This is a genomic window from Solirubrobacter pauli, from assembly GCF_003633755.1.
Classification (GTDB): Bacteria; Actinomycetota; Thermoleophilia; order Solirubrobacterales; family Solirubrobacteraceae; genus Solirubrobacter; species Solirubrobacter pauli.
In genome coordinates this window covers 1,031,781-1,049,069 of the sequence record NZ_RBIL01000001.1, presented here as the reverse complement: position 1 = coordinate 1,049,069, position 17,289 = coordinate 1,031,781, and the positions used below count along the sequence as shown (strand labels likewise).

The 17,289-nt window shown below is 72.5% G+C and carries 18 protein-coding genes; 6 read left to right on the top strand and 12 right to left on the bottom strand.

From position 1 onward, the window contains the following. The 4 genes from C8N24_RS04875 to C8N24_RS04860 form a co-directional block, all read right to left on the bottom strand. Nucleotides 1-909: a YihY/virulence factor BrkB family protein gene (locus C8N24_RS04875; RefSeq protein ID WP_121248551.1), complete on the bottom strand. Its 909-nt coding sequence runs from the start codon at nt 907-909 to the stop codon at nt 1-3. Between the two features lie 132 nt (nt 910-1,041). After that, nucleotides 1,042-1,713: a DUF899 domain-containing protein gene (locus tag C8N24_RS04870; RefSeq protein WP_121248549.1), complete on the bottom strand. Its 672-nt coding sequence runs from the start codon at nt 1,711-1,713 to the stop codon at nt 1,042-1,044. Next, on the bottom strand, nt 1,703-2,137 hold the full coding sequence (locus C8N24_RS04865) for an SRPBCC family protein (RefSeq protein WP_121248547.1): 435 nt from the start codon (nt 2,135-2,137) through the stop codon (nt 1,703-1,705). The genes C8N24_RS04870 and C8N24_RS04865 overlap by 11 nt, the downstream gene beginning before the upstream one ends. Continuing rightward, nucleotides 2,134-2,451 (bottom strand): ArsR/SmtB family transcription factor, encoded by a 318-nt coding sequence (locus tag C8N24_RS04860; protein ID WP_121248545.1) that lies wholly within the window; start codon nt 2,449-2,451, stop codon nt 2,134-2,136. Before C8N24_RS04860 ends, C8N24_RS04865 begins: the two co-directional genes overlap by 4 nt. A gap of 75 nt (nt 2,452-2,526) precedes the next feature. On the opposite strand from C8N24_RS04860, the gene C8N24_RS04855 reads away from it, so the two are divergent. Then, nucleotides 2,527-3,402, top strand: coding sequence for a Rieske (2Fe-2S) protein (locus C8N24_RS04855; RefSeq protein ID WP_121248543.1), 876 nt, complete (start codon nt 2,527-2,529; stop codon nt 3,400-3,402). Nucleotides 3,403-3,561: 159 nt separating this feature from the next. Here the strand turns inward: C8N24_RS04855 and C8N24_RS04850 are convergent, their stop codons facing one another. Then, nucleotides 3,562-4,911 carry an aldehyde dehydrogenase family protein gene (locus C8N24_RS04850; RefSeq protein WP_121248541.1) on the bottom strand — a complete coding sequence of 450 codons (1,350 nt, stop codon included), beginning with the start codon at nt 4,909-4,911 and terminating at the stop codon, nt 3,562-3,564. A 50-nt stretch (nt 4,912-4,961) separates the two neighbouring features. Between C8N24_RS04850 and C8N24_RS04845 the strand changes: the two genes are divergently transcribed. The 3 genes from C8N24_RS04845 to C8N24_RS04835 are packed head-to-tail and all read left to right on the top strand — an operon-like array spanning nt 4,962 to nt 6,762. Then, nucleotides 4,962-5,144: a PLD nuclease N-terminal domain-containing protein gene (locus C8N24_RS04845; protein WP_121248539.1), complete on the top strand. Its 183-nt coding sequence runs from the start codon at nt 4,962-4,964 to the stop codon at nt 5,142-5,144. After that, nucleotides 5,141-6,007, top strand: a complete 867-nt coding sequence (locus C8N24_RS04840; RefSeq protein WP_121248537.1) for an ABC transporter ATP-binding protein — start codon at nt 5,141-5,143, stop codon at nt 6,005-6,007. The genes C8N24_RS04845 and C8N24_RS04840 overlap by 4 nt, the downstream gene beginning before the upstream one ends. Further along, the gene (locus tag C8N24_RS04835; RefSeq protein ID WP_121248535.1) at nt 6,004-6,762 is read left to right on the top strand and encodes a hypothetical protein; all 759 of its coding nucleotides are present in this window, start codon (nt 6,004-6,006) and stop codon (nt 6,760-6,762) included. The genes C8N24_RS04840 and C8N24_RS04835 overlap by 4 nt, the downstream gene beginning before the upstream one ends. Here C8N24_RS04835 and C8N24_RS04830 read toward each other — a convergent pair. The 6 genes from C8N24_RS04830 to C8N24_RS04805 form a co-directional block, all read right to left on the bottom strand. Continuing rightward, on the bottom strand, nt 6,759-8,936 hold the full coding sequence (locus tag C8N24_RS04830) for a 3-hydroxyacyl-CoA dehydrogenase NAD-binding domain-containing protein (protein ID WP_121248534.1): 2,178 nt from the start codon (nt 8,934-8,936) through the stop codon (nt 6,759-6,761). The genes C8N24_RS04835 and C8N24_RS04830 overlap by 4 nt on opposite strands. Further along, nucleotides 8,936-10,153, bottom strand: coding sequence for an acetyl-CoA C-acetyltransferase (locus tag C8N24_RS04825; RefSeq protein WP_121248532.1), 1,218 nt, complete (start codon nt 10,151-10,153; stop codon nt 8,936-8,938). Before C8N24_RS04825 ends, C8N24_RS04830 begins: the two co-directional genes overlap by 1 nt. Before the next feature lie 51 nt (nt 10,154-10,204). Beyond that, entirely contained in the window at nt 10,205-11,122 is a 918-nt protein-coding gene (locus C8N24_RS04820; protein ID WP_121248530.1) for a matrixin family metalloprotease, read from the bottom strand. A gap of 40 nt (nt 11,123-11,162) precedes the next feature. Then, nucleotides 11,163-11,345, bottom strand: coding sequence for a hypothetical protein (locus C8N24_RS04815; RefSeq protein ID WP_121248528.1), 183 nt, complete (start codon nt 11,343-11,345; stop codon nt 11,163-11,165). A gap of 64 nt (nt 11,346-11,409) precedes the next feature. Beyond that, on the bottom strand, nt 11,410-12,171 hold the full coding sequence (locus C8N24_RS04810) for an ABC transporter permease (protein ID WP_121248526.1): 762 nt from the start codon (nt 12,169-12,171) through the stop codon (nt 11,410-11,412). Further along, nucleotides 12,168-13,016: an ABC transporter ATP-binding protein gene (locus tag C8N24_RS04805; RefSeq protein WP_121252937.1), complete on the bottom strand. Its 849-nt coding sequence runs from the start codon at nt 13,014-13,016 to the stop codon at nt 12,168-12,170. The genes C8N24_RS04810 and C8N24_RS04805 overlap by 4 nt, the downstream gene beginning before the upstream one ends. A 33-nt stretch (nt 13,017-13,049) precedes the next feature. Between C8N24_RS04805 and C8N24_RS04800 the strand changes: the two genes are divergently transcribed. Then, on the top strand, nt 13,050-13,922 hold the full coding sequence (locus C8N24_RS04800; RefSeq protein WP_121248524.1) for a Ppx/GppA phosphatase family protein: 873 nt from the start codon (nt 13,050-13,052) through the stop codon (nt 13,920-13,922). Nucleotides 13,923-13,967: 45 nt separating this feature from the next. Beyond that, the gene (gene ppk1, locus C8N24_RS04795) at nt 13,968-16,094 is read left to right on the top strand and encodes a polyphosphate kinase 1 (protein ID WP_245971760.1); all 2,127 of its coding nucleotides are present in this window, start codon (nt 13,968-13,970) and stop codon (nt 16,092-16,094) included. Between the two features lie 312 nt (nt 16,095-16,406). Here the strand turns inward: ppk1 and C8N24_RS04790 are convergent, their stop codons facing one another. Then, entirely contained in the window at nt 16,407-17,267 is an 861-nt protein-coding gene (locus C8N24_RS04790) for a sigma-70 family RNA polymerase sigma factor (protein ID WP_170178846.1), read from the bottom strand. Between the last annotated feature and the right edge of the window lie 22 nt (nt 17,268-17,289).

Genomic DNA, 17,289 nt, shown 5'->3' with positions numbered 1-17,289 from the left:
TCAGTCGGCGGCCGTGCGCGCGGCCTCGTGCTGGGCTCGCTCGGGGCTGTGCCCGGAGCGGCTGATCGGGTGGGCGTGGTTGTCCGCGTAGCGGCCCGCCGCGTTGATCTCCGCGCCGAGCAGGAGCGCGGCGCTGGTGAGCCAGAGCCACACGGCGAGGATGATCGCGCTGGCGAACGTCCCGTACGTGGCGTTGTAGGTGCCGAACGCCGCCGCGAACCGGAACAGCCCGACCGAGGCCACGAGCCAGACGGCGACCGCGACGCACGCGCCGACGGAGATCCACTTCCACCGTGGGTCGTCGACCGTCGGCGCCGAGTAGTACATCCACGCGAACCCCGTCATGGCCAGCACCGCGGCGAGCGGGAGGCGCAGCAGGCGCCACGCCGACTCGGCGGTGTCGCCCAGGCCGAAGACGCCGGCGGCCTCTCCGGCGAGATCGCCGCCGAGGAACACCGCCACCACCGCGCCGACGCCCAGCAGGATGCCCACGGAGGCCCCGAAGAGCGCCCAGGCGCGGCGCTGGAACGGATTGCGCTCGTCGCGCGCCTCGACGACCACGTTCAGCGCCACCGTCGCCGCCAGGTACGCCGACGACGCGATGAAGAGCGCGAACACCACCGCGACGGCCAGCGCGGCGGCGGACGCCCCGCGGGCTTCGATCGCGTGCCGGCCGGCCGCGGTCACGGCGTCGATCACCTGCGGGTCCGCGCCGCGGTCGATCAGGAAGCGCCCGGCGTCGTCGACGGTCTCAGCCGTGCCGAGCAGGCCGAGCAGCGCGACGCCCAGCAGCAGCACCTGGAACAGCGCCAGCAGCGCGTGGTAGGTCAGCGCCGCGGCGTGGTGGAACATGTTCTGCTCCCAGAACCGGCGCAGCGCCGATCCGAGGACGTGGGCGAAAGCGGACATGGCGGTGGCAGCGTCCTACCCATCGCACCGCGTGCACGACGTGATGTCGGAGCACGCCGGCGAGCAGCCCGCCGCTCGCCAGCGCGAGCGGCAGCAGCTCCTCGACGGGCACGCCCGCCAGGTGGGCGAAGGTCATGCCACGGCCGCGCCGAGCTCGTCCGGGCGCTTGAACCAGTAGCCGTCGGCCTCGTTGCGGCCCAGCGGCGCGCGGTCGAGCCACTGGTAGATGCCCCAGGTCGCGTCCAGCCCGCGCGCGTAGGCCGAGTAGGTGTGGAAGACCTTGCCGTCCCGCAACGCGAACGCGCTCATGCCCGGCAGCTCGCCGACGTACGGCTCGTCCGCCGGCCAGGCCCGGAAGTTGTACTCGGCGATCGGCCGCTCGACCGTCGAGGACACGTGGAAGTCGAAGTTGAAGTCGCTGCCGTACGAGGATGCCCACGGCAGCGTCCAGCCCATCCGCTCGCGGTAGGCGAGCAGCTGCTGGAGCGGGGCGCGCGAGACCGCCGTCCACGTGACGTCGTGGTGCTCGAGGTACACGCGCGGCAGGTCCATGTGGTGCGCGATCGACGTGCAGCTCGCGCACACGCGCTGCTCGTCGGGCGCGAACATGAAGTGGTAGACGAGCAGCTGCGAGCGGCCGTCGAACAGCTCTGCGAGCGTGCGCGGACCGTGCTCGGTGTCGAACACGTACTCGGCCGTCACCTCCTCCCACGGCAGCGCGGCGCGCTCGCGGGCGAGCTCGTCGCTCAGACGCGTCAGCGCCTTCTCGCGCTCGAGCAGCTTGAGGCGGGCATCAGAGGGCATGGGCGATTCCTTCCAGCTTGTCGAGGACGGAGCTCCAGCCGGCGTCGACCGACTGCTCGTTCAGCGGCCCCTCGGCCGTGACGTTCTGGTGGTCGAGGAGCACCTCGGTGCCGCCCGGTGCGTCGCGGAACGTCACGGTCAGCAACGTCTCCTCGGCGTCGGGGGCGAACTTGAAGATCAGGACGATCCGCTCGTCGGGGACGAGCTCCTGGATGACGGCGTCGAACCGGTGCGGCTCGCCGGCCGCGGTGAGCATCTCGATCCGGTGCACGCCGCCGACGCGCTCGTCGACGGTCGCGGTCGCCACGACCGAGTCCATCGGCGCCCACCAGCGCGCCACCAGCTCGGGGTCCAGGAACGCGCGGTACACGCGTGATCGCGGCGCCCGCATGACGCGGGACACCTGCACGGCGAACCGCCTCATTCCCCCTCCTCCACCAGCGCCTGCAGGCGGTCGAGCGCGTCCTCCCAGAAGCGCTCGTAGTGCCGCACCCACGCGGCCGCGTCCGCGAGCGGTGCCGCGCGCAGCGCGCAGACCGTCGTCCGGCCCTGCACGCGGCGCTCCACGAGCCCGGCGCCCTCGAGCACCTTCAAGTGCTTGGAGACGCCCGCCAGCGACATCGCGAACGGCTCCGCGAGGTCGCCCACGGTGCGCTCGCCCCCGGTGAGCGCGTCGAGCATCGCCCGGCGCGGCTCGCTGGAGAGCGCGTGGAAGACCACGTCCAAATCCTCAACCATGCGGTTGAGAGTACGCCGCTGCTCCCGCTCTGTCAACCGATTGGTTTACGGACGTGAGTGGGGTAGTGCCTCGCCATGAGCAACGTCCAAGCGTCCCGACCCCGCCTCCATCACCTGGCCGAGCGCATCGGTGCCGCGGCCGCCCTGGACGGACCCGCCGAAGCCGTCGCCAAGTGGGCCCGCGGCGCGATCCCGAAGGGCCCGTTCAAGGACGCGCTCAGCGGCGTGCCGCTCGGCCACGCCGCGCACCCGCTGATGATCGTGATGCCGATCGGGACCTGGATGTCGGCCACGGTGCTCGACCTCGTGGGCGGCGAGGCCTCACGCCCCGCCGCGCGCCGGCTGATCGCCGCGGGGCTGCTCTCCTCGCTGCCGACCGCGGCCAGCGGCCTCAACGACTGGGCCGACACGACGCCCGCGAGCGACGAGGTGCGCCGCGTGGGCGCGGTGCACGCGCTGGCCAACGTCGCCGCGCTCGGGCTCTTCACGGCCTCGCTCGCCGCCCGCCGCGGCGGCCACCACGGCCGGGGCGTGGCGCTCGGCCTCGCCGGCATGGGCGCGGTCGGCGCCGGTGGGCATCTCGGCGGCCACCTGTCCTACGCCAAGGGTGTCGGCGTCGACCAGACCGTGTTCGAGTCGGGCCCGGAGACGTGGACCGACGTGCTCGACGACGCCGCCCTGCCCGAGGGCGAGCTGCGTGGCGTCGAGGTCGACGGCCGCCCGATCGTGCTCGCCCGCCGCGACGGCACCGTCCACGCGCTCGCCGACCGCTGCGCGCACCGCGGCGGCTCCCTCGCCGACGGCGAGCTCAAGGGCGAGTGCGTCGTCTGCCCGCTGCACGCCAGCGAGTTCCGCCTCGACGACGGCTCGGTGGAGCGCGGCCCGTCCGCCTACCCGCAGCCGGTGCTCGCGGTGCGGGTGGAGGACGGGCGGATCCAGGTGAAGGCCTAGGGTTCGTCGAGGAATGGGCGGTGCGTCTGATGTGGTGCAGCCGCCAGTGCCTCGGGCCGCACGCGAGAGCGATGCGTGCGCCAGCACGTGAGCCGAGTGGGTGGCGCGAGGTGCCGCGGATGTGCCGCAGCAGGCGTGGCGGAACTTCTTCGACGAGCCCTAAGGCGCGATGCCCATGTGCACGACCTTCGTGCGCGTGAGCTCGTCGAGCAGCTCGGGCCCGTAGCCGAACCCGCTGCCGGACAGCCGTGCCGGCTCGGCGGCGCCGCCGGGCGCGCCGCCGAAGACCGCGTTGATCTTCACGGTGCCGACGGCGAGCTCACGGACCGCGCGCTGCGCGTGCTCCGGGTTCTTGGTCAGGACGGTGGCCGCCAGCCCGTACTCGGTGTCGTCGGCCAGCGCGAGTGCCTCGTCGAACGACGTCACGACCTGCACGGCCGCCACCGGTCCGAACGTCTCCTCGCGCAGCACGGGCGCGTCGCGGTCCCCGCCGACCAGCACGGTCGGCGGGTAGAAGAAGCCGGGCCCGTCGGGCACCGCGCCGCCGCGCACCAGTCGCGCGCCGCGCTCGACCGCGTCGGTCACGTGCGCGTGCACCACCTCGCGTTGGCGGGCGTCGATCAGGGGCCCGATCGTCCAGCCGTCGGCGGCGCGGGCGAGCGCCTCGACGAACGGCTCGGCGACCGCCTCGTGCACGTAGATGCGCTCGACCGACGTGCAGATCTGCCCCGCGTTCGCGTACGCGCCGAGCGCGGCCTGCTCGGCCGCCCACGCGGGGTCGACGTCCGCGTCGACGATCAGCGCGTCCTTGCCGCCGAGCTCGAGCAGCGCCTTGCCCATCCGCCCCGCGACCACGTCGGCGATCTCGCGCCCCGTCTGCACCGACCCGGTGTGCATCACCAGGTCCACGTCCGGATGCGCGGCGAGCGGCCGCCCGACGCGCGCGTCGCCCTGCAGGAGCTGCAAGGCCCCGCCGGGGATGTCCAGCAGCTCGACGATCCGCGCGCCGCTCAGCGGCGTCTTCTCCGACGGCTTGAACACGACCGCGTTGCCGGCGACGAGCGCGGCCGCGATCTGGCCGCACGCGATCGCCACCGGGTCGTTCCACGGCACGAGCAGCGCGACCACGCCGCGCGGCTCGTGGACCATCACGTCCGTCGCGTTCCAGCCGCCCTGCAGCGCCTTGCCGCGGTGCAGCGGGCCGAGCTCGGCGTACTGCTCGATCGCGCCGATGCCGGCCTCGATGCCCCCGCGCGAGTCGGCGAGCGGCTTGCCGCCCTCACGCGACTGCAGCTCGGCGAGCTGGTCCACGTGCTCGCGCAGCCGGCGCGCGCCGGCCTTCAACCGCTCCGCGCGCTCGGCGGCCGCGGTCCGCGCCCAGGCGGGAGCGGCGGCGCGGGCGGCCCGCACGGCCGCGTCGGCGTCGCCGATCTCGACGGTGGCGATCGGCTCGCCCGTGGACGGGTCGAGCACGTCGAGCGTTTCCGGGGGAGAGGCAAGCGTGGTCACACGGGCGCCCTACCCAGGTGCGGGCACGGCGACAGCTAGGCTCGGGGCTCATGGAGTGGGCCGCCTTCGCGCCGATCATCGTCCTCGGCGTCGCGTTCGTCGTCTATTGCCTCGTGGACATCGTGCGCGGTGAGGTGCAGCATCTGCCGAAGTGGGCGTGGGCGGCGATCTGCCTCCTGTCCGTACCCCTTGGCGGGATCGTCTACCTGCTGCTCGGCCGGCGCCAGGGATGATCGCGACGACCGCGCTGAGCAAGCGCTACGGCGAGCACCTCGCGCTCGACGAGGTGGCGCTGCACGTCCCCGAGGGCTCGGTGTACGGGCTCGCCGGCCGCAACGGGGCCGGCAAGACGACGCTGATCGGCATCCTCGCGGGCCTGCGCCGGGCGACGAGCGGCACGGTCACCATCGACGCCCCGCCCGAGCGCGTGGCCGTGCTCGCCGACGCGCCGCGGTTCGACCCATGGCTCACCGGCCGCGAGGTCGTGGCGCTCGCCCAGCGGCTCACCGACCCCGAGGGCGACATCGACGGCGTGCTCGACCAGGCGGGCTTGACCGACGCCAAGGGCCGCCGCGTCGGCGGGTACTCGCGCGGGATGCTGCAACGGCTCGGCGTCGCCGCCGCGATCGTCGGCCGCCCACGGCTGCTGCTGCTCGACGAGCCGGCGTCGGCGCTGGACCCCCAGGGGCGTCGTGAGGTCCTCGACCTGATCGCGCGCCTGCGCGGCACGGCGACCGTGCTCTTCAGCAGCCACATCCTCGGCGACGTGCAGGAGGTGTGCGACACGGTCGGCGTCCTCGACCACGGCCGGCTGCTGTTCCAGGGGCCGATCGACGACCTGCTCGTCGGCGCCGCCGGCCCGCGCTACGTCGTCCGCCTGCGCGGCCCCGTCGACCACGTGGCGCACGCCCTCCGCGCACACCCGTGGGTGACCCACGTCGAGACCGGGCCGGAGCAGCTCACGGTCGGCGTCACCGCCCTGGAGTACGCGGAAGCCGAGCTGCCGCGCGCGCTCGCCGCCGCGGATGCCCTCGTCGTGTCCCTCGGCCCCGAGGAGCTGACGCTCGAGCGCGCGTTCCTCGCCCTCACGCAGTGAGCCTCTGGCGCCTGGAGCTGCTGCGGCTGACCCGCACGCGCCGCGGCCTCGCGCTGTTCGCGGTGTACCTGCTGTTCGGCTTCCTCGGCCCGCTCACGGCGCGCTATCTCAGCGACCTGCTGGAGCTGGCGGGCGACGACCTCGAGGGCGCGACGATCGAGCTGCCCGAGCCGGTTCCGCACGACGGCATGGCGCAGTACGCCGCCAACGCGATGCAGGTCGGCCTCGTCGTGACCGTCGTGGTCGCCGCGGGCGCGCTGGCGCTCGACGCCACCCCGGAGATGGGCGCGTTCCTGCGCACCCGCGTCCGCTCGGTGTGGCGGCTGCTGCTGCCGCGCCTGGTGGTCAGCTTCGGCGCCGTCAGCCTCGCCTTCACGCTCGGCGCGCTCGCCGCCTGGTACGAGACGTGGGCGCTGCTCGGCGCGCTGCCGGCCGGGGACGTGATCGCCGGCATCGCGCTCGGCATCGTCTTCCTCGCCTACGTCGTGGCGACGACCGCGGCCGCCGCGCAATGGACGAAGGGCGTGCTGGCGACCGTGATGGTCGCGCTGCTGTCGCTGCTCGTGCTGCCGGTGGTCGGCGCCGTCGACGTGGTCGGCCAGTGGCTGCCGTCGGCGCTCGCCACCGCGCTCGTCGAGCTGCCGTCGGGCAAGCGCGAGCTCGGCGACTACGTCAGGCCGGCGGTCGTGACCGTGATCACGACCGCGGGCCTGATCTACGTCGCGCTCATCGGAGCACGCCGCAGGGAGCTCTAGACCGTCGTCAGCGCCTTGTCGAAGTACTCGTCGCCGCTCTCCGCGCGGGCGACGAGCGACTCCGGTGGCGTGAAGCGCGCGCCGTACTGCTCGGCGAGCTCACGCGCCCGGGCGACGAAGCCGGCGAGGCCGCCTTCGTAGCCGTTGATGTACTGCAGGACGCCGCCGGACCAGCCCGGGAAGCCGATGCCCATGATCGAGCCGATGTTCGCGTCGGCGACGGACTCGATCACGCCTTCGTCCACGCACTTGACCGACTCGATCGCCTCGATGAACAGCAGGCGCTCCTGGAGGTCGCGCAGGTCGATCGAGGACGGGTCCTCGACCGGCGGGAAGGCGTCCCGCAGGCCCGGCCACAGCCGCGTGCGCCGGCCGTCGGCGTACTCGTAGAAGCCCGCGCCCTCGAGCTTGCCCGGACGCTCGAACTCGTCGAGCATGCGGTCGATCACGGCGTCGGCGGGGTGGCTGACCCACGCGTCGCCGGCCGCGTCGGCGGAGGCCTTGCGGATGCGGCGCATGAGCTTGAGGTTCAGCTCGTCGGAGAGCTGCAGCACCGGCGCCGGGTAGCCCGCCTGGGACGAGGCCTGCTCGATCGACGCCGCGGGGATGCCCTCGGCGAGCATCGAGATGCCCTCGTTGATGAACGTGCCGATCACGCGCGAGGTGAAGAAGCCGCGCGAGTCGTTGACGACGATCGGCGTCTTGGCGATCTGCTTGGCGAAGTCCAGCGCGCGGTAGACCGCGGCGTCGCTCGTCTTCTCGCCCTTGATGATCTCCAGCAGCGGCATCTTGTCGACCGGGCTGAAGAAGTGCAGGCCGATGAAGTCGGCCGGCCGGGAGACGTTCTCGGCCAGCAGCGTGATCGGCAGGGTGGAGGTGTTCGAGCCGAGCAGCGCGTCGGGGGCGAGGTGCGGCTCGATCTCGGCCATGACCTCCTTCTTGACGCCCGGGTCCTCGAACACGGCCTCGATCACGAGGTCCGCGCCGGCCGCGTCCGCGGCGTCGGCGCTCGGGGTGATCAGCGACAGCAGCTTGTCGCCCTTCTCCTGCGTCGTCTTGCCGCGCTCGATGCCCTTGGCCACGAGCTTCTCGGAGTAGCCCTTGCCCTTCTGAGCCGCCTCCAGCGACACGTCCTTGAGCACGACCTCGATGCCCGCCTTGGCGGACACGTAGGCGATCGCGGCGCCCATCATGCCGGCGCCGAGGATCACGACCTTCTTGACCGCGGTCGGCTCCAGCGACTCGGGGCGCCCGCGCGAGCCCTGCACCGCCTGCAGGTCGAAGAAGAACGCCTGGATCATGTTCTTCGCGACCTGGGAGGTGACGAGGTCCACGAAGTAGCGGCCCTCGATCTCCAGCGCCACGTCGAAGCCGACCTGCGCGCCCTCGACCGCCGCGGCCATGATGTGGTGCGGCGCCGGGTAGTTCGCGCCCTTGATCTGCTTGCGCAGGTTGGCCGGGAACGCGGGCAGGTTGGCCGCGAACTTGGGGTTCGACGGCGTGCCGCCCGGGATCTTGTGGCCCTTGACGTCCCACGGCTGAACGGCCTCGGGGTTGGCGGCGATCCAGGCCTTCGCGGCCGGGACGAGCTCCTCGCGCGTGGCGACGACCTCGTCCACGAGGCCCATCTCCTTCGCGGCGGCCGGGCGGTGGCGGGTGCCGAGCAGCAGCAGCTTCATCAGCGCGTCGGCGATGCCGAACATGCGCACGGAGCGCGTGACGCCACCCGCGCCCGGCAGCAGCCCGAGCTGCACCTCCGGGAAGCCGAGCACGGCCTTCGGGTCGTCGACGATCACGCGGTGGTGCGTGGCGAGCGCGATCTCCAGCCCGCCGCCCAGCGCGGCGCCGTTGATGGCGGCCACGACCGGCTTGCCGAGCGTCTCGAGCGTCCGCAGGTCGGCCTTGAGCTCGCGCACCATCTGCGCGACCTCGGCGGCGTCCTCCTTGCGGGCCTGCTTGAGGTCGTTGAGGTCGCCGCCGGCGAAGAACGTCTTCTTGGCGGACGTGATGACGACGCCGGTGATCGAGTCCTTCTCGGCCTCGAGGCGCTCCACCGTCGCGCGCATCGAGGCCTTGTAGGCCTCGTTCATCGTGTTCGCGGACTGGCTCGGGTCGTCGAGCGTGAGGATGACGACGCCGTCGCCGTCCTGCTCCCAGCGGATCGTGTCGCTCATCAGACGCGCTCGACGATCGTGGCGATGCCCATGCCGCCGCCGATGCACAGCGTGGCCAGGCCGTAGCGCTTCTGGCTGCGCTCGAGCTCGTCGATCAGCGTGCCGAGGATCATGCCGCCCGTGGCGCCCAGCGGGTGGCCCATGGCGATCGCGCCGCCGTTGACGTTGATCTTCTCGAGGTCCGCCTCCATGTCCTTGGCGAACCGCAGGACGACCGCGGCGAAGGCCTCGTTCATCTCGATCAGGTCGATGTCGTCGATCGTCATGCCGGCCTTGGTGAGCGCCTTGCGCGTGGCGGGCGCGGGGCCGGTGAGCATGATCGTCGGGTCCGAGCCGGTCACCGCGGTGGCGACGATCCGCGCGCGCGGCTTGAGGCCGAGCTCCTGCCCGATCTTCTCGTTGCCGATCGTCAGCAGCGCGGCGCCGTCGACGATCCCGGACGAGTTGCCCGGCGTGTGCACGTGGTCGATGGACTCGATCCAGTGGTACTTCTGCAGCGCGACGGCGTCGAAGCCGCCGTGCTCGCCCATCATCGCGAACGAGGGCTTGAGGCCCGCGAGGGTCTCGACGGTCGTGCCGGGGCGGATGAACTCGTCGTGGTCGAGCACGGTGTTGCCGTTCATGTCGACGACCGGGATCACCGAGTTCGCGAAGTAGCCGGCGGACTGCGCGGCGGCGGCGCGCTCCTGCGAGCGCACGGCGTACTGGTCGACGTCGTCGCGCGAGAAGCCCTCGACGGTGGCGATCAGGTCGGCGCCGATGCCCTGCGGGACGAACGACGTGTCGTAGTTGGTCTCCGGGTCCATCGCCCAGGCACCGCCGTCCGAGCCCATCGGCACGCGCGACATCGACTCGACGCCGCCGGCGAGGACGAGGTCCTCCCAGCCCGAGGCGACCTTCTGGGCGGCGATGTTGACCGCCTCCAGGCCCGAGGCGCAGAAGCGGTTGAGCTGCACGCCGGCAACGGTCTGCGGCAGGCCGGCCTTGATCGCCGCGGTCTTGGCGATGTCGGCGCCCTGGTCGCCGATCGGGGTCACGCACCCGAGCACGACGTCGTCGATCCGGTTCGGATCAAGGTCGCTGTGGCGCGCGAGCGTCTCGTGCATCAGCCCGACGACGAGATCCACGGGCTTCGTCGCATGCAGCGAGCCGTTGACCTTGCCCCTTCCACGCGGCGTGCGAACCGCGTCGAACACCAGTGCTTCCGTCGCTGCCATGAGTTCTCCTCGAAGCCTCGTACCTAGGCAATTCAGGTTACTGACATTGCGTCAATCCCAAGCTGGATCGGTGACCGATCTCACCTCAAGGTACTCCGGTCCGGGAACGGTGACCCAGGCGATCGCCGGTCCGGCGAGCCGGCCGAAGCGGTCCTGCGTCCAGAGGGCCACGCAGTAGGTGCCGCGTGCGCCGGCGCCCGGGTTGACGCCCGTGGCCGGGCCGACCGCCGTCTGCGCCCCCGCGCCGGTCGGGGCGGGCGCGCAGGCGTCGCGCGAGACGACCCACTGCGCGGCGAACAGGTACGGCTGCGCGGGGTTGTTGACCCAGCTCAGGTTGAACACCTGGGCAGCCGGGTCGTAGGTCATCGTGAGCCCTTCCGGCGGCAGCGGGGGCGGCGCGAAGTCGCAGAACTCGGGCGCGAACGGCTTCGCCCGACCGCCGTAGCGCTTGAGCGCGCCGCGGACGTCGTCGGGCTCGAGCAGGCGGCATCGCAGCTGCCACGGCGCCGGCGGCTTCGGGCACTTCTCGTCGCGGCCGTAGTTCATGACCGAGCACGGCCTGAAGGTGTGCTTGAGGCCGAGCACGTGCCCGAGCTCGTGCGCGACGACGACGCGCATCGACTGCGCCAGCCACGCCGGGTCCTTGCCGGCCGGGTCGAACGGGTTGAGCCGCACGCGGGACCGTCGGTAGTAGCCGAGGTGCGCGTCCCCGGACGGGCCGCTGCGCTGGCGCCCGGTGACGATCCGCACGTCCGGCCGCCGGCCGCGCTTGACGGGCCGGAACCGCACGCGGACCCCGCTCGCGTTCCACGCCGCCACCGCGGCCTGGATCGCCTCGTTGTACTGCGGTGCCTTGACGGAATAGGTGATGGTCCGAGACCGCCACTTCTTGCCGCCGAGGCTGTAGGCGTCGGCGGGACCGGCGGCCAGCAGGCTGACCGCCACGGCGAGCAGGATCGGGCGCAGCATCACCGGCAAGCTACGCGACGAGTGGCGCCGTGGGTGCCGGTCAGCCCTCGTGATCCTCGCGTCTTGGTGCGCCGGCCACCAACGCGGTCATGAGCCCGAGCGCTCCGCCGATCACCAGCGGCGCCCACGCGCCGGGCACGCCGGCGAGGCGGATGATCACCACGAGCACGCCCGCGATGGCGAGCGCGACGACGAACTGCTTCCAGCCCGATAAGGCCGCCATCCCTCTCCTTGGACGGGGTTGTTCGTTCGGTGACCCTATCGGGTCGAACGGACGCCGCGCAACGTCACGGATCGCGGCGGGCTTCCCAGGAGAAGCCGCGCACGGCGAGGATCGCGCCCGCGATGCCCCACAAACCCAGGATCAGCAGGGAGACGCCGTGGGAGGCGACGCCCTCGCCGTCGATCATCGCGCCGGAGAGACCTTCGACCAGATGGGTGAGGGGAAGCGCTTGCGCGATGTCGCGGACGATCTGCGGCGCCTCGTCGGCGTCGTAGAAGACGCCCGCGATCAGGATCTGCGGGAGGAACACGGCGTTGACGTACGCCGGGGCGGACTCGGGGTTCGGGATCGCGTGCGCGAGCGCCACGCCCAGGAACGTGAAGCAGACCACGCCGGCGACGGCGAACACCGCCATCGAGCCCCAGTCCTGCGGCCACTCGACGCCGAGGATGAAGCGCCCGGCGAGGATCACGATCACGAGCTGCAGCGCGGCGTTGGCGACCGCGTTCCCGGCGAGCCCCGCCAGGTAGGCGGACGCGGGCATCGGCGTGCCCCGCAGGCGCTTGAGGATGCCCCGCTCGCGCAACGTGGTGAGGTTGTAGGCGAGCGACGTGAACGTGGCGCTCATCACGCTCATCCCGGCGATGCCCGGGACGATCACGTCCAGGTCCTCGTCGCGGCCGGCGAACACGGCGCCGAAGATCGCCAGCAGGCCGAGCGGCAGCAGCACGCCGAAGAAGGCGGCGCTCGGGTTGCGCCAGAACATCCGGCGCTCGAGCCGGAACTGCCGCCACGCCGCACCCCACCAGGGCACGGCCTCGGTCACGCGACCGCCTCCGTGAGCTCCAGGTACACGTCCTCGAGGCTCGGCCGGGTGACGCTCAGGTCCTCGAGCGACTCGCCGCGCGCGACGGCCTCGGCCGTGAGCGTGTGCAGCAGCGCGGTCGGGTCCTCGGTGAAGCGCTCCTCGAGCGTTCCGTCCGGCGTGCGCCAGGCGACCCGGTAGCGGGAGGCGCCGAGCTGGTCGGGCGGGCCCTCGGCGAGGATCACGCCGTCCTGGAGGATCGCGACGCGGTCGGCCAGCGCCTGCGCCTCGTCCAGGTAGTGCGTGGTGAGCAGGATGGTCTTGCCGAGGTCGCGCAGCGCGCGGATGACGTCCCAGGCGGCGCGCCGGGCGGCCGGGTCGAAGCCCGTGGTCGGCTCGTCGAGGAAGATCAGCTCGGGATCGCCGACGAGCGCGAGCGCGAAGTCCAGCCGCCGTGCCTGGCCGCCGCTGAGCCGGCGCGCGCGGCGGTCCGCGCAGTCGACGAGGCCGGCGAGCGCGAGGACCTCGTCCACCTCGCGCGGGCGGGCGTACATCGCCGCCCAGTGCTCGACCGTCTCACGGACGGTCAGGTGCGGGTAGGTGCCACAGCTCTGCAGGACGATCCCGACGCGGGAGCGCAGCTCGCGGTCGCCCGGGTCCAGCCCGAGCACACGGACCTCCCCCGAGTCCCGCTGGCGGTAGCCCTCGAGCACCTCGACGCACGTCGTCTTGCCTGCGCCGTTGGGGCCCAGCAGGCCGAAGACCTCACCGCGCGCCACGGTGAAATCGACCCCCCGGAGGGCGGCCAGTGAGCCGTACGCCTTGCTCAGGCCCGTGACCTCGATCGCGGGGACACCCCTCGTCATCGCCTCCATCATGGCAACATCGCGGGCGTTCACATGCTCTGCGGCTGCATCGACATCGGGACGAACACCACTCGTGTGCTCGTGGCGGACGCCCGGGAGGGGCGGCTGATCGAGGTCTTGCAGCGGCGCGCATTCACCCGGCTGGGCCGCGGGCTGACGCCCGGCGGAGCGATCCCGGCGGCCCGGATCGCCGAGAACGCGGGGGTCGTGGCCGAGCAGGTGGCGCTGGCCGAGCAGGCGGGCGCGCAGTCGATCCGCACGGTCGCCACGGCGTGCATTCGCGTCGCCGCCAACCGCGAGGAGTTCTGCCGCGCCATGCTCGAGCACGGCGGGGTCGAGGTGAGCGTGCTCGACGGCGAGGAGGAGGCGCGGCTCGCGTTCCTCGGGGCGACGAAGACGCTCGAGCAGCCGCCCGCCGGCCGGGTCGCGGTGGTCGACGTCGGTGGCGGCTCGACCGAGATCGCGATCGGCACGGTCGACGGCGGCGTCGATTGGTGGCGCTCGTTCGCGTTCGGCTCCGGCTTCCTCGCGGACGCCTACCTCGGCGACGACCCACCGTCGCGCGACCAGCTCGACGAGGTGCGCTTCCACGCCGGGCAGATGCTCGCCGGCATCGACCCGCCGCCGGTCGACGTGGCCGTGGCGGTCGGCGGGAGCGCGGCCTCGCTGCGGCGGCTCGTCGGCGACGTGCTCGGCCACGAGAGCCTCGAGCGGGCGTTGGGAGAGCTCACGCGCGGGCCGGCGGTCGACGTCGCGGCGCGCTTCGCGCTCGACCAGCAGCGGGTGCGGCTGATGCCCGCGGGGCTGCTCGCGCTGGAGGCCACGGGCCGCCTGCTGGGGCAGCCCTTGCACATCGCGCGCGGCGGTCTAAGAGAAGGTGTGCTGCTCGATCTCGCTGGGATGTAACAAGTCGTTCACGAATGCTGCACCGTCGGTGCGATCATCCCTCTCGTGACCGACGTCACCAGCCCGCCCAAGCCTTCGCCCGCCGCCCCGGATCTCACCGATCCGAGCCTGTACTTCAACCGCGAGACCTCGTGGATGGAGTTCAACGACCGTGTCCTGCAGCTCGCCGAGGACCCGGAGACGCCCCTGCTGGAGCGCCTGAAGTTCTTGGCGATCGTCTCGTCGAACCTCGACGAGTTCTTCATGGTGCGCGTCGCCGGTCTGCACGACCAGATCGAGGCGGGCATCGAGAAGCCGTTGCAGGACGGCCGAACGCCGAGCGAGACGCTCGACGCGCTGCGCAAGGTCGTGCGCGAGCACAGCGTGCGCCAGTCCAAGTGCCTGAACCGCGACCTGCGGCCGGCGCTGGCCGAGCACGGCATCCGCATCGTGGGCTACGACGAGGTCGAGGCGCGCCAGCAGCGCGACCTGGACGAGCGCTTCCGACGCCAGATCTTCCCGGTCCTGACGCCGCTCGCGGTCGGCCTCGGGCGGCCGTTCCCGTACATCTCCAACCTGTCGCTGTCGCTCGGCGTGATGGTGCGCGACCCGATCACCGAGGTCGAGACGTTCGCCCGGGTGAAGGTGCCGAAGGAGATGCTGCCGCGCTTCGTGCCGGTCGGCGACGGCCGTACGTTCGTGACGCTCGAGGAGCTGATCGCCGAGAACCTCGACGTGCTCTTCCCGGGCATGGAGATCCTCGACCACGCCGTCTTCCGCGTCACCCGCGACGCCGACTTCACGGTCTCCGACGAGGCCGACGACCTGCTGCAGGCCGTCGAGGAGGAGCTGCGGGCGCGGCGCTTCGGCGAGACCGTGCGCGTCGAGGTCAGCACGGGCATGAGCGCGGGGATCCGCGAGCAGATCACGGCGGCGCTCGAGGTCGAGCCCGAGGACGTCTTCAACGTCGAGGGCCTGCTGGACCTCAAGGACCTGTGGTCGATCGTCGGCCTGTCGGGCTACGCGGAGCTGCGCGACGAGCCCTGGTCGCCGGTCACGCAGCCGCTGCTGCAGCCCGACGAGGACAAGCAGCCGGACGTGCTGGGCGCGATGCGCAAGCGCGACATCCTGCTCCACCACCCGTACGACTCGTTCGTGAGCTCGGTCGAGCGCTTCGTCGAGCAGGCCGTCAGCGACCCCGACGTGCTCGCGATCAAGCAGACCGTGTACCGCACGAGCGACGACTCGCCGCTCGTCCCGGCCCTGATCCGCGCCGCCGAGCGCGGCAAGCAGGCGGTGTGCCTCGTGGAGGTCAAGGCGCGCTTCGACGAGCGCGCGAACATCCAGTGGGGGCGCGCGCTCGAAGAGGCCGGCGTGCACGTCGTCTACGGGCTCCCCGCGTTGAAGACGCACGCCAAGTGCATCCTCGTCGTGCGCCGCGAGGGCGACGGCGTCCGCCACTACCTCCACGTCGGCACCGGCAACTACAACGCCAAGACCGCGCGCCTGTACACGGACTTCGGCCTGCTGACGTGCGACGAGCAGCTCGGCAACGACGTCGCCGACATGTTCAACTTCCTCACCGGGTTCGCCCGGCCGCGTGGCTACCGCAAGGTGCTCGTCGCCCCCGCCCACCTGCGGCAGGGCGTGATCGAGGAGATCGAGCGCACGATCGCGGCGCACGCCGACGGCAAGCCCGCCCGGATCCGGATGAAGATGAACTCCCTCGTGGACAAGGAGTGCATCCGTGCGCTGTACCGCGCCTCTCAGGCTGGAGTTGAGGTTGAGATCAACACCCGCGGGATCTGCTGCCTGAAGCCCGGCGTGCCCGGCGTGTCCGAGAACATCCGCGTCGTCTCGGTGGTCGGCCGCTTCCTCGAGCACTCGCGCATCTTCGCGTTCGAGCGCGGGGACGACTGCACGATCTACATCGGGTCCGCGGACCTGATGCCGCGCAACCTCGACACGCGTGTGGAGCTGCTGACCCCGATCCGCGACGACGCGCTGCGCGGCGACCTCGTGGACACGCTGGACCGCTGCTTCGCCGACAACACGAACGCGTGGGAGCTCGGCACGGACGGCGAGTGGACCCGCCGCCGGCCCGACGGCGAGCCCCGCAACGTCCAGCGTGAGCTGATGGCCGCGCACGCCTCGGCGGCCGCCGAAGCACGGGCCCAGGCCGCGCAGGACTAACGGCGCTTCAGGAGTGACCAGGCGCCGCCCACCAGCGCGGCGGCGCCGGCCACCAGCCACACCCAGCGCCGCGGGCCCACCAGCTGGTGCTGGGCATGCCGCGGATCATCCGGGCCGGCCGGTCGACGTGCCCGGGGATAGCTCCCGGGGAGTGTGGCGGCGAGCCGTCCACGCGTGAACGGCCGAGCACACCCCCGCCAACGGCTGGTTCCTCGCGGTCGATCGTGGGTCAGCCGTTGTCACAACGGGTCGAGCCGACGCGCCGCTCTCAGAGCGGCGCGCCGGCCCAGGTGACGCGTTCGGGTCTTGGCGCTAGGCCGCGTCGCGCAGCGCGCCGGTGGCCGGCGACGCGCGCAGGTGGCGCAGCGCGCGGTCTTCGGCGCAGCGCACGCGGCGGGGGGTGATGCCGAGCACGCGGGCCGCCTGGCCCGGGGTGTGGGGCGCCTCGGCGCCGAGGCCGAAGCGCAGCTCGAGCACGCGGCGCTCGAGGCCGCCGAGGCCGGCCAGCACGGTGCCGAGGTCGGCGTGCATGCGGGAGACCGCCGCGGACTCCTCGGGGGTGGGGCCCTCGTCGGCCAGGAGGTGGCCGAGCTCGGCGTCGCCGTCGTCGCCGACCGGCGCTTCCAGCGACACGGGGGCCATCGCCACGCGGCGGACGTCGGCGACCTCCTGCTCGGTCCACTCGAGGGCGTCGGCGAGCTCGACCGCGGTCGGGGTCGCGCCGAGGGACATGGCGAGGCGGCGTTCGACGGCCTGCAGCTTGCGCACGCGGTCGCCGACGTGGACGGGCAGGCGGACCGTGCGGCCCTTCTCGGACATCGCGCGGCCGATGGCCTGGCGGATCCAGAGCGTCGCGTAGGTCGAGAAGCGGAAGCCGCGCCGGTGGTCGAACTTCTCCACGGCGCGCACGAGCCCGATCGTGCCTTCCTGGATCAGGTCGAGCAGCGTCATCCCCGAGTCCTCGCGCTGGAAGCGCTTGGCCAGGTGGACGACGAGCCGCAGGTTGGCTTCGATCATGCGGTCTTTGGCGTCGAGATCGCCGCGCTCGATGCGGCGGGCGAGCTCGAGCTCTTCAGCGGGGGTCAGGAGGCGCGTGCGGGCGATGCGCTGGAGGAAGATTCCGAGGCCGTCGCCGAGCGTCGCGTCCGGGGTCGGCGGCGAAGCGGTGGGCATGTCCGGCAGCATCGACCAGATC

Coding starts and splice junctions, on each gene's coding strand:
- C8N24_RS04830 (WP_121248534.1), bottom strand. CDS start 8,936: ATGAGCGACACGATCCGCTGGGAGCAGGACGGCGACGGCGTCGTCATC.
- C8N24_RS04870 (WP_121248549.1), bottom strand. CDS start 1,713: ATGCCCTCTGATGCCCGCCTCAAGCTGCTCGAGCGCGAGAAGGCGCTG.
- C8N24_RS04840 (WP_121248537.1), top strand. CDS start 5,141: ATGATCGCGACGACCGCGCTGAGCAAGCGCTACGGCGAGCACCTCGCG.
- C8N24_RS04845 (WP_121248539.1), top strand. CDS start 4,962: ATGGAGTGGGCCGCCTTCGCGCCGATCATCGTCCTCGGCGTCGCGTTC.
- C8N24_RS04855 (WP_121248543.1), top strand. CDS start 2,527: ATGAGCAACGTCCAAGCGTCCCGACCCCGCCTCCATCACCTGGCCGAG.
- C8N24_RS04815 (WP_121248528.1), bottom strand. CDS start 11,345: ATGGCGGCCTTATCGGGCTGGAAGCAGTTCGTCGTCGCGCTCGCCATC.
- C8N24_RS04800 (WP_121248524.1), top strand. CDS start 13,050: ATGCTCTGCGGCTGCATCGACATCGGGACGAACACCACTCGTGTGCTC.
- C8N24_RS04865 (WP_121248547.1), bottom strand. CDS start 2,137: ATGAGGCGGTTCGCCGTGCAGGTGTCCCGCGTCATGCGGGCGCCGCGA.
- C8N24_RS04825 (WP_121248532.1), bottom strand. CDS start 10,153: ATGGCAGCGACGGAAGCACTGGTGTTCGACGCGGTTCGCACGCCGCGT.
- C8N24_RS04805 (WP_121252937.1), bottom strand. CDS start 13,016: ATGACGAGGGGTGTCCCCGCGATCGAGGTCACGGGCCTGAGCAAGGCG.
- C8N24_RS04860 (WP_121248545.1), bottom strand. CDS start 2,451: ATGGTTGAGGATTTGGACGTGGTCTTCCACGCGCTCTCCAGCGAGCCG.
- C8N24_RS04875 (WP_121248551.1), bottom strand. CDS start 909: ATGTCCGCTTTCGCCCACGTCCTCGGATCGGCGCTGCGCCGGTTCTGG.
- C8N24_RS04790 (WP_170178846.1), bottom strand. CDS start 17,267: ATGCCCACCGCTTCGCCGCCGACCCCGGACGCGACGCTCGGCGACGGC.
- C8N24_RS04820 (WP_121248530.1), bottom strand. CDS start 11,122: ATGCTGCGCCCGATCCTGCTCGCCGTGGCGGTCAGCCTGCTGGCCGCC.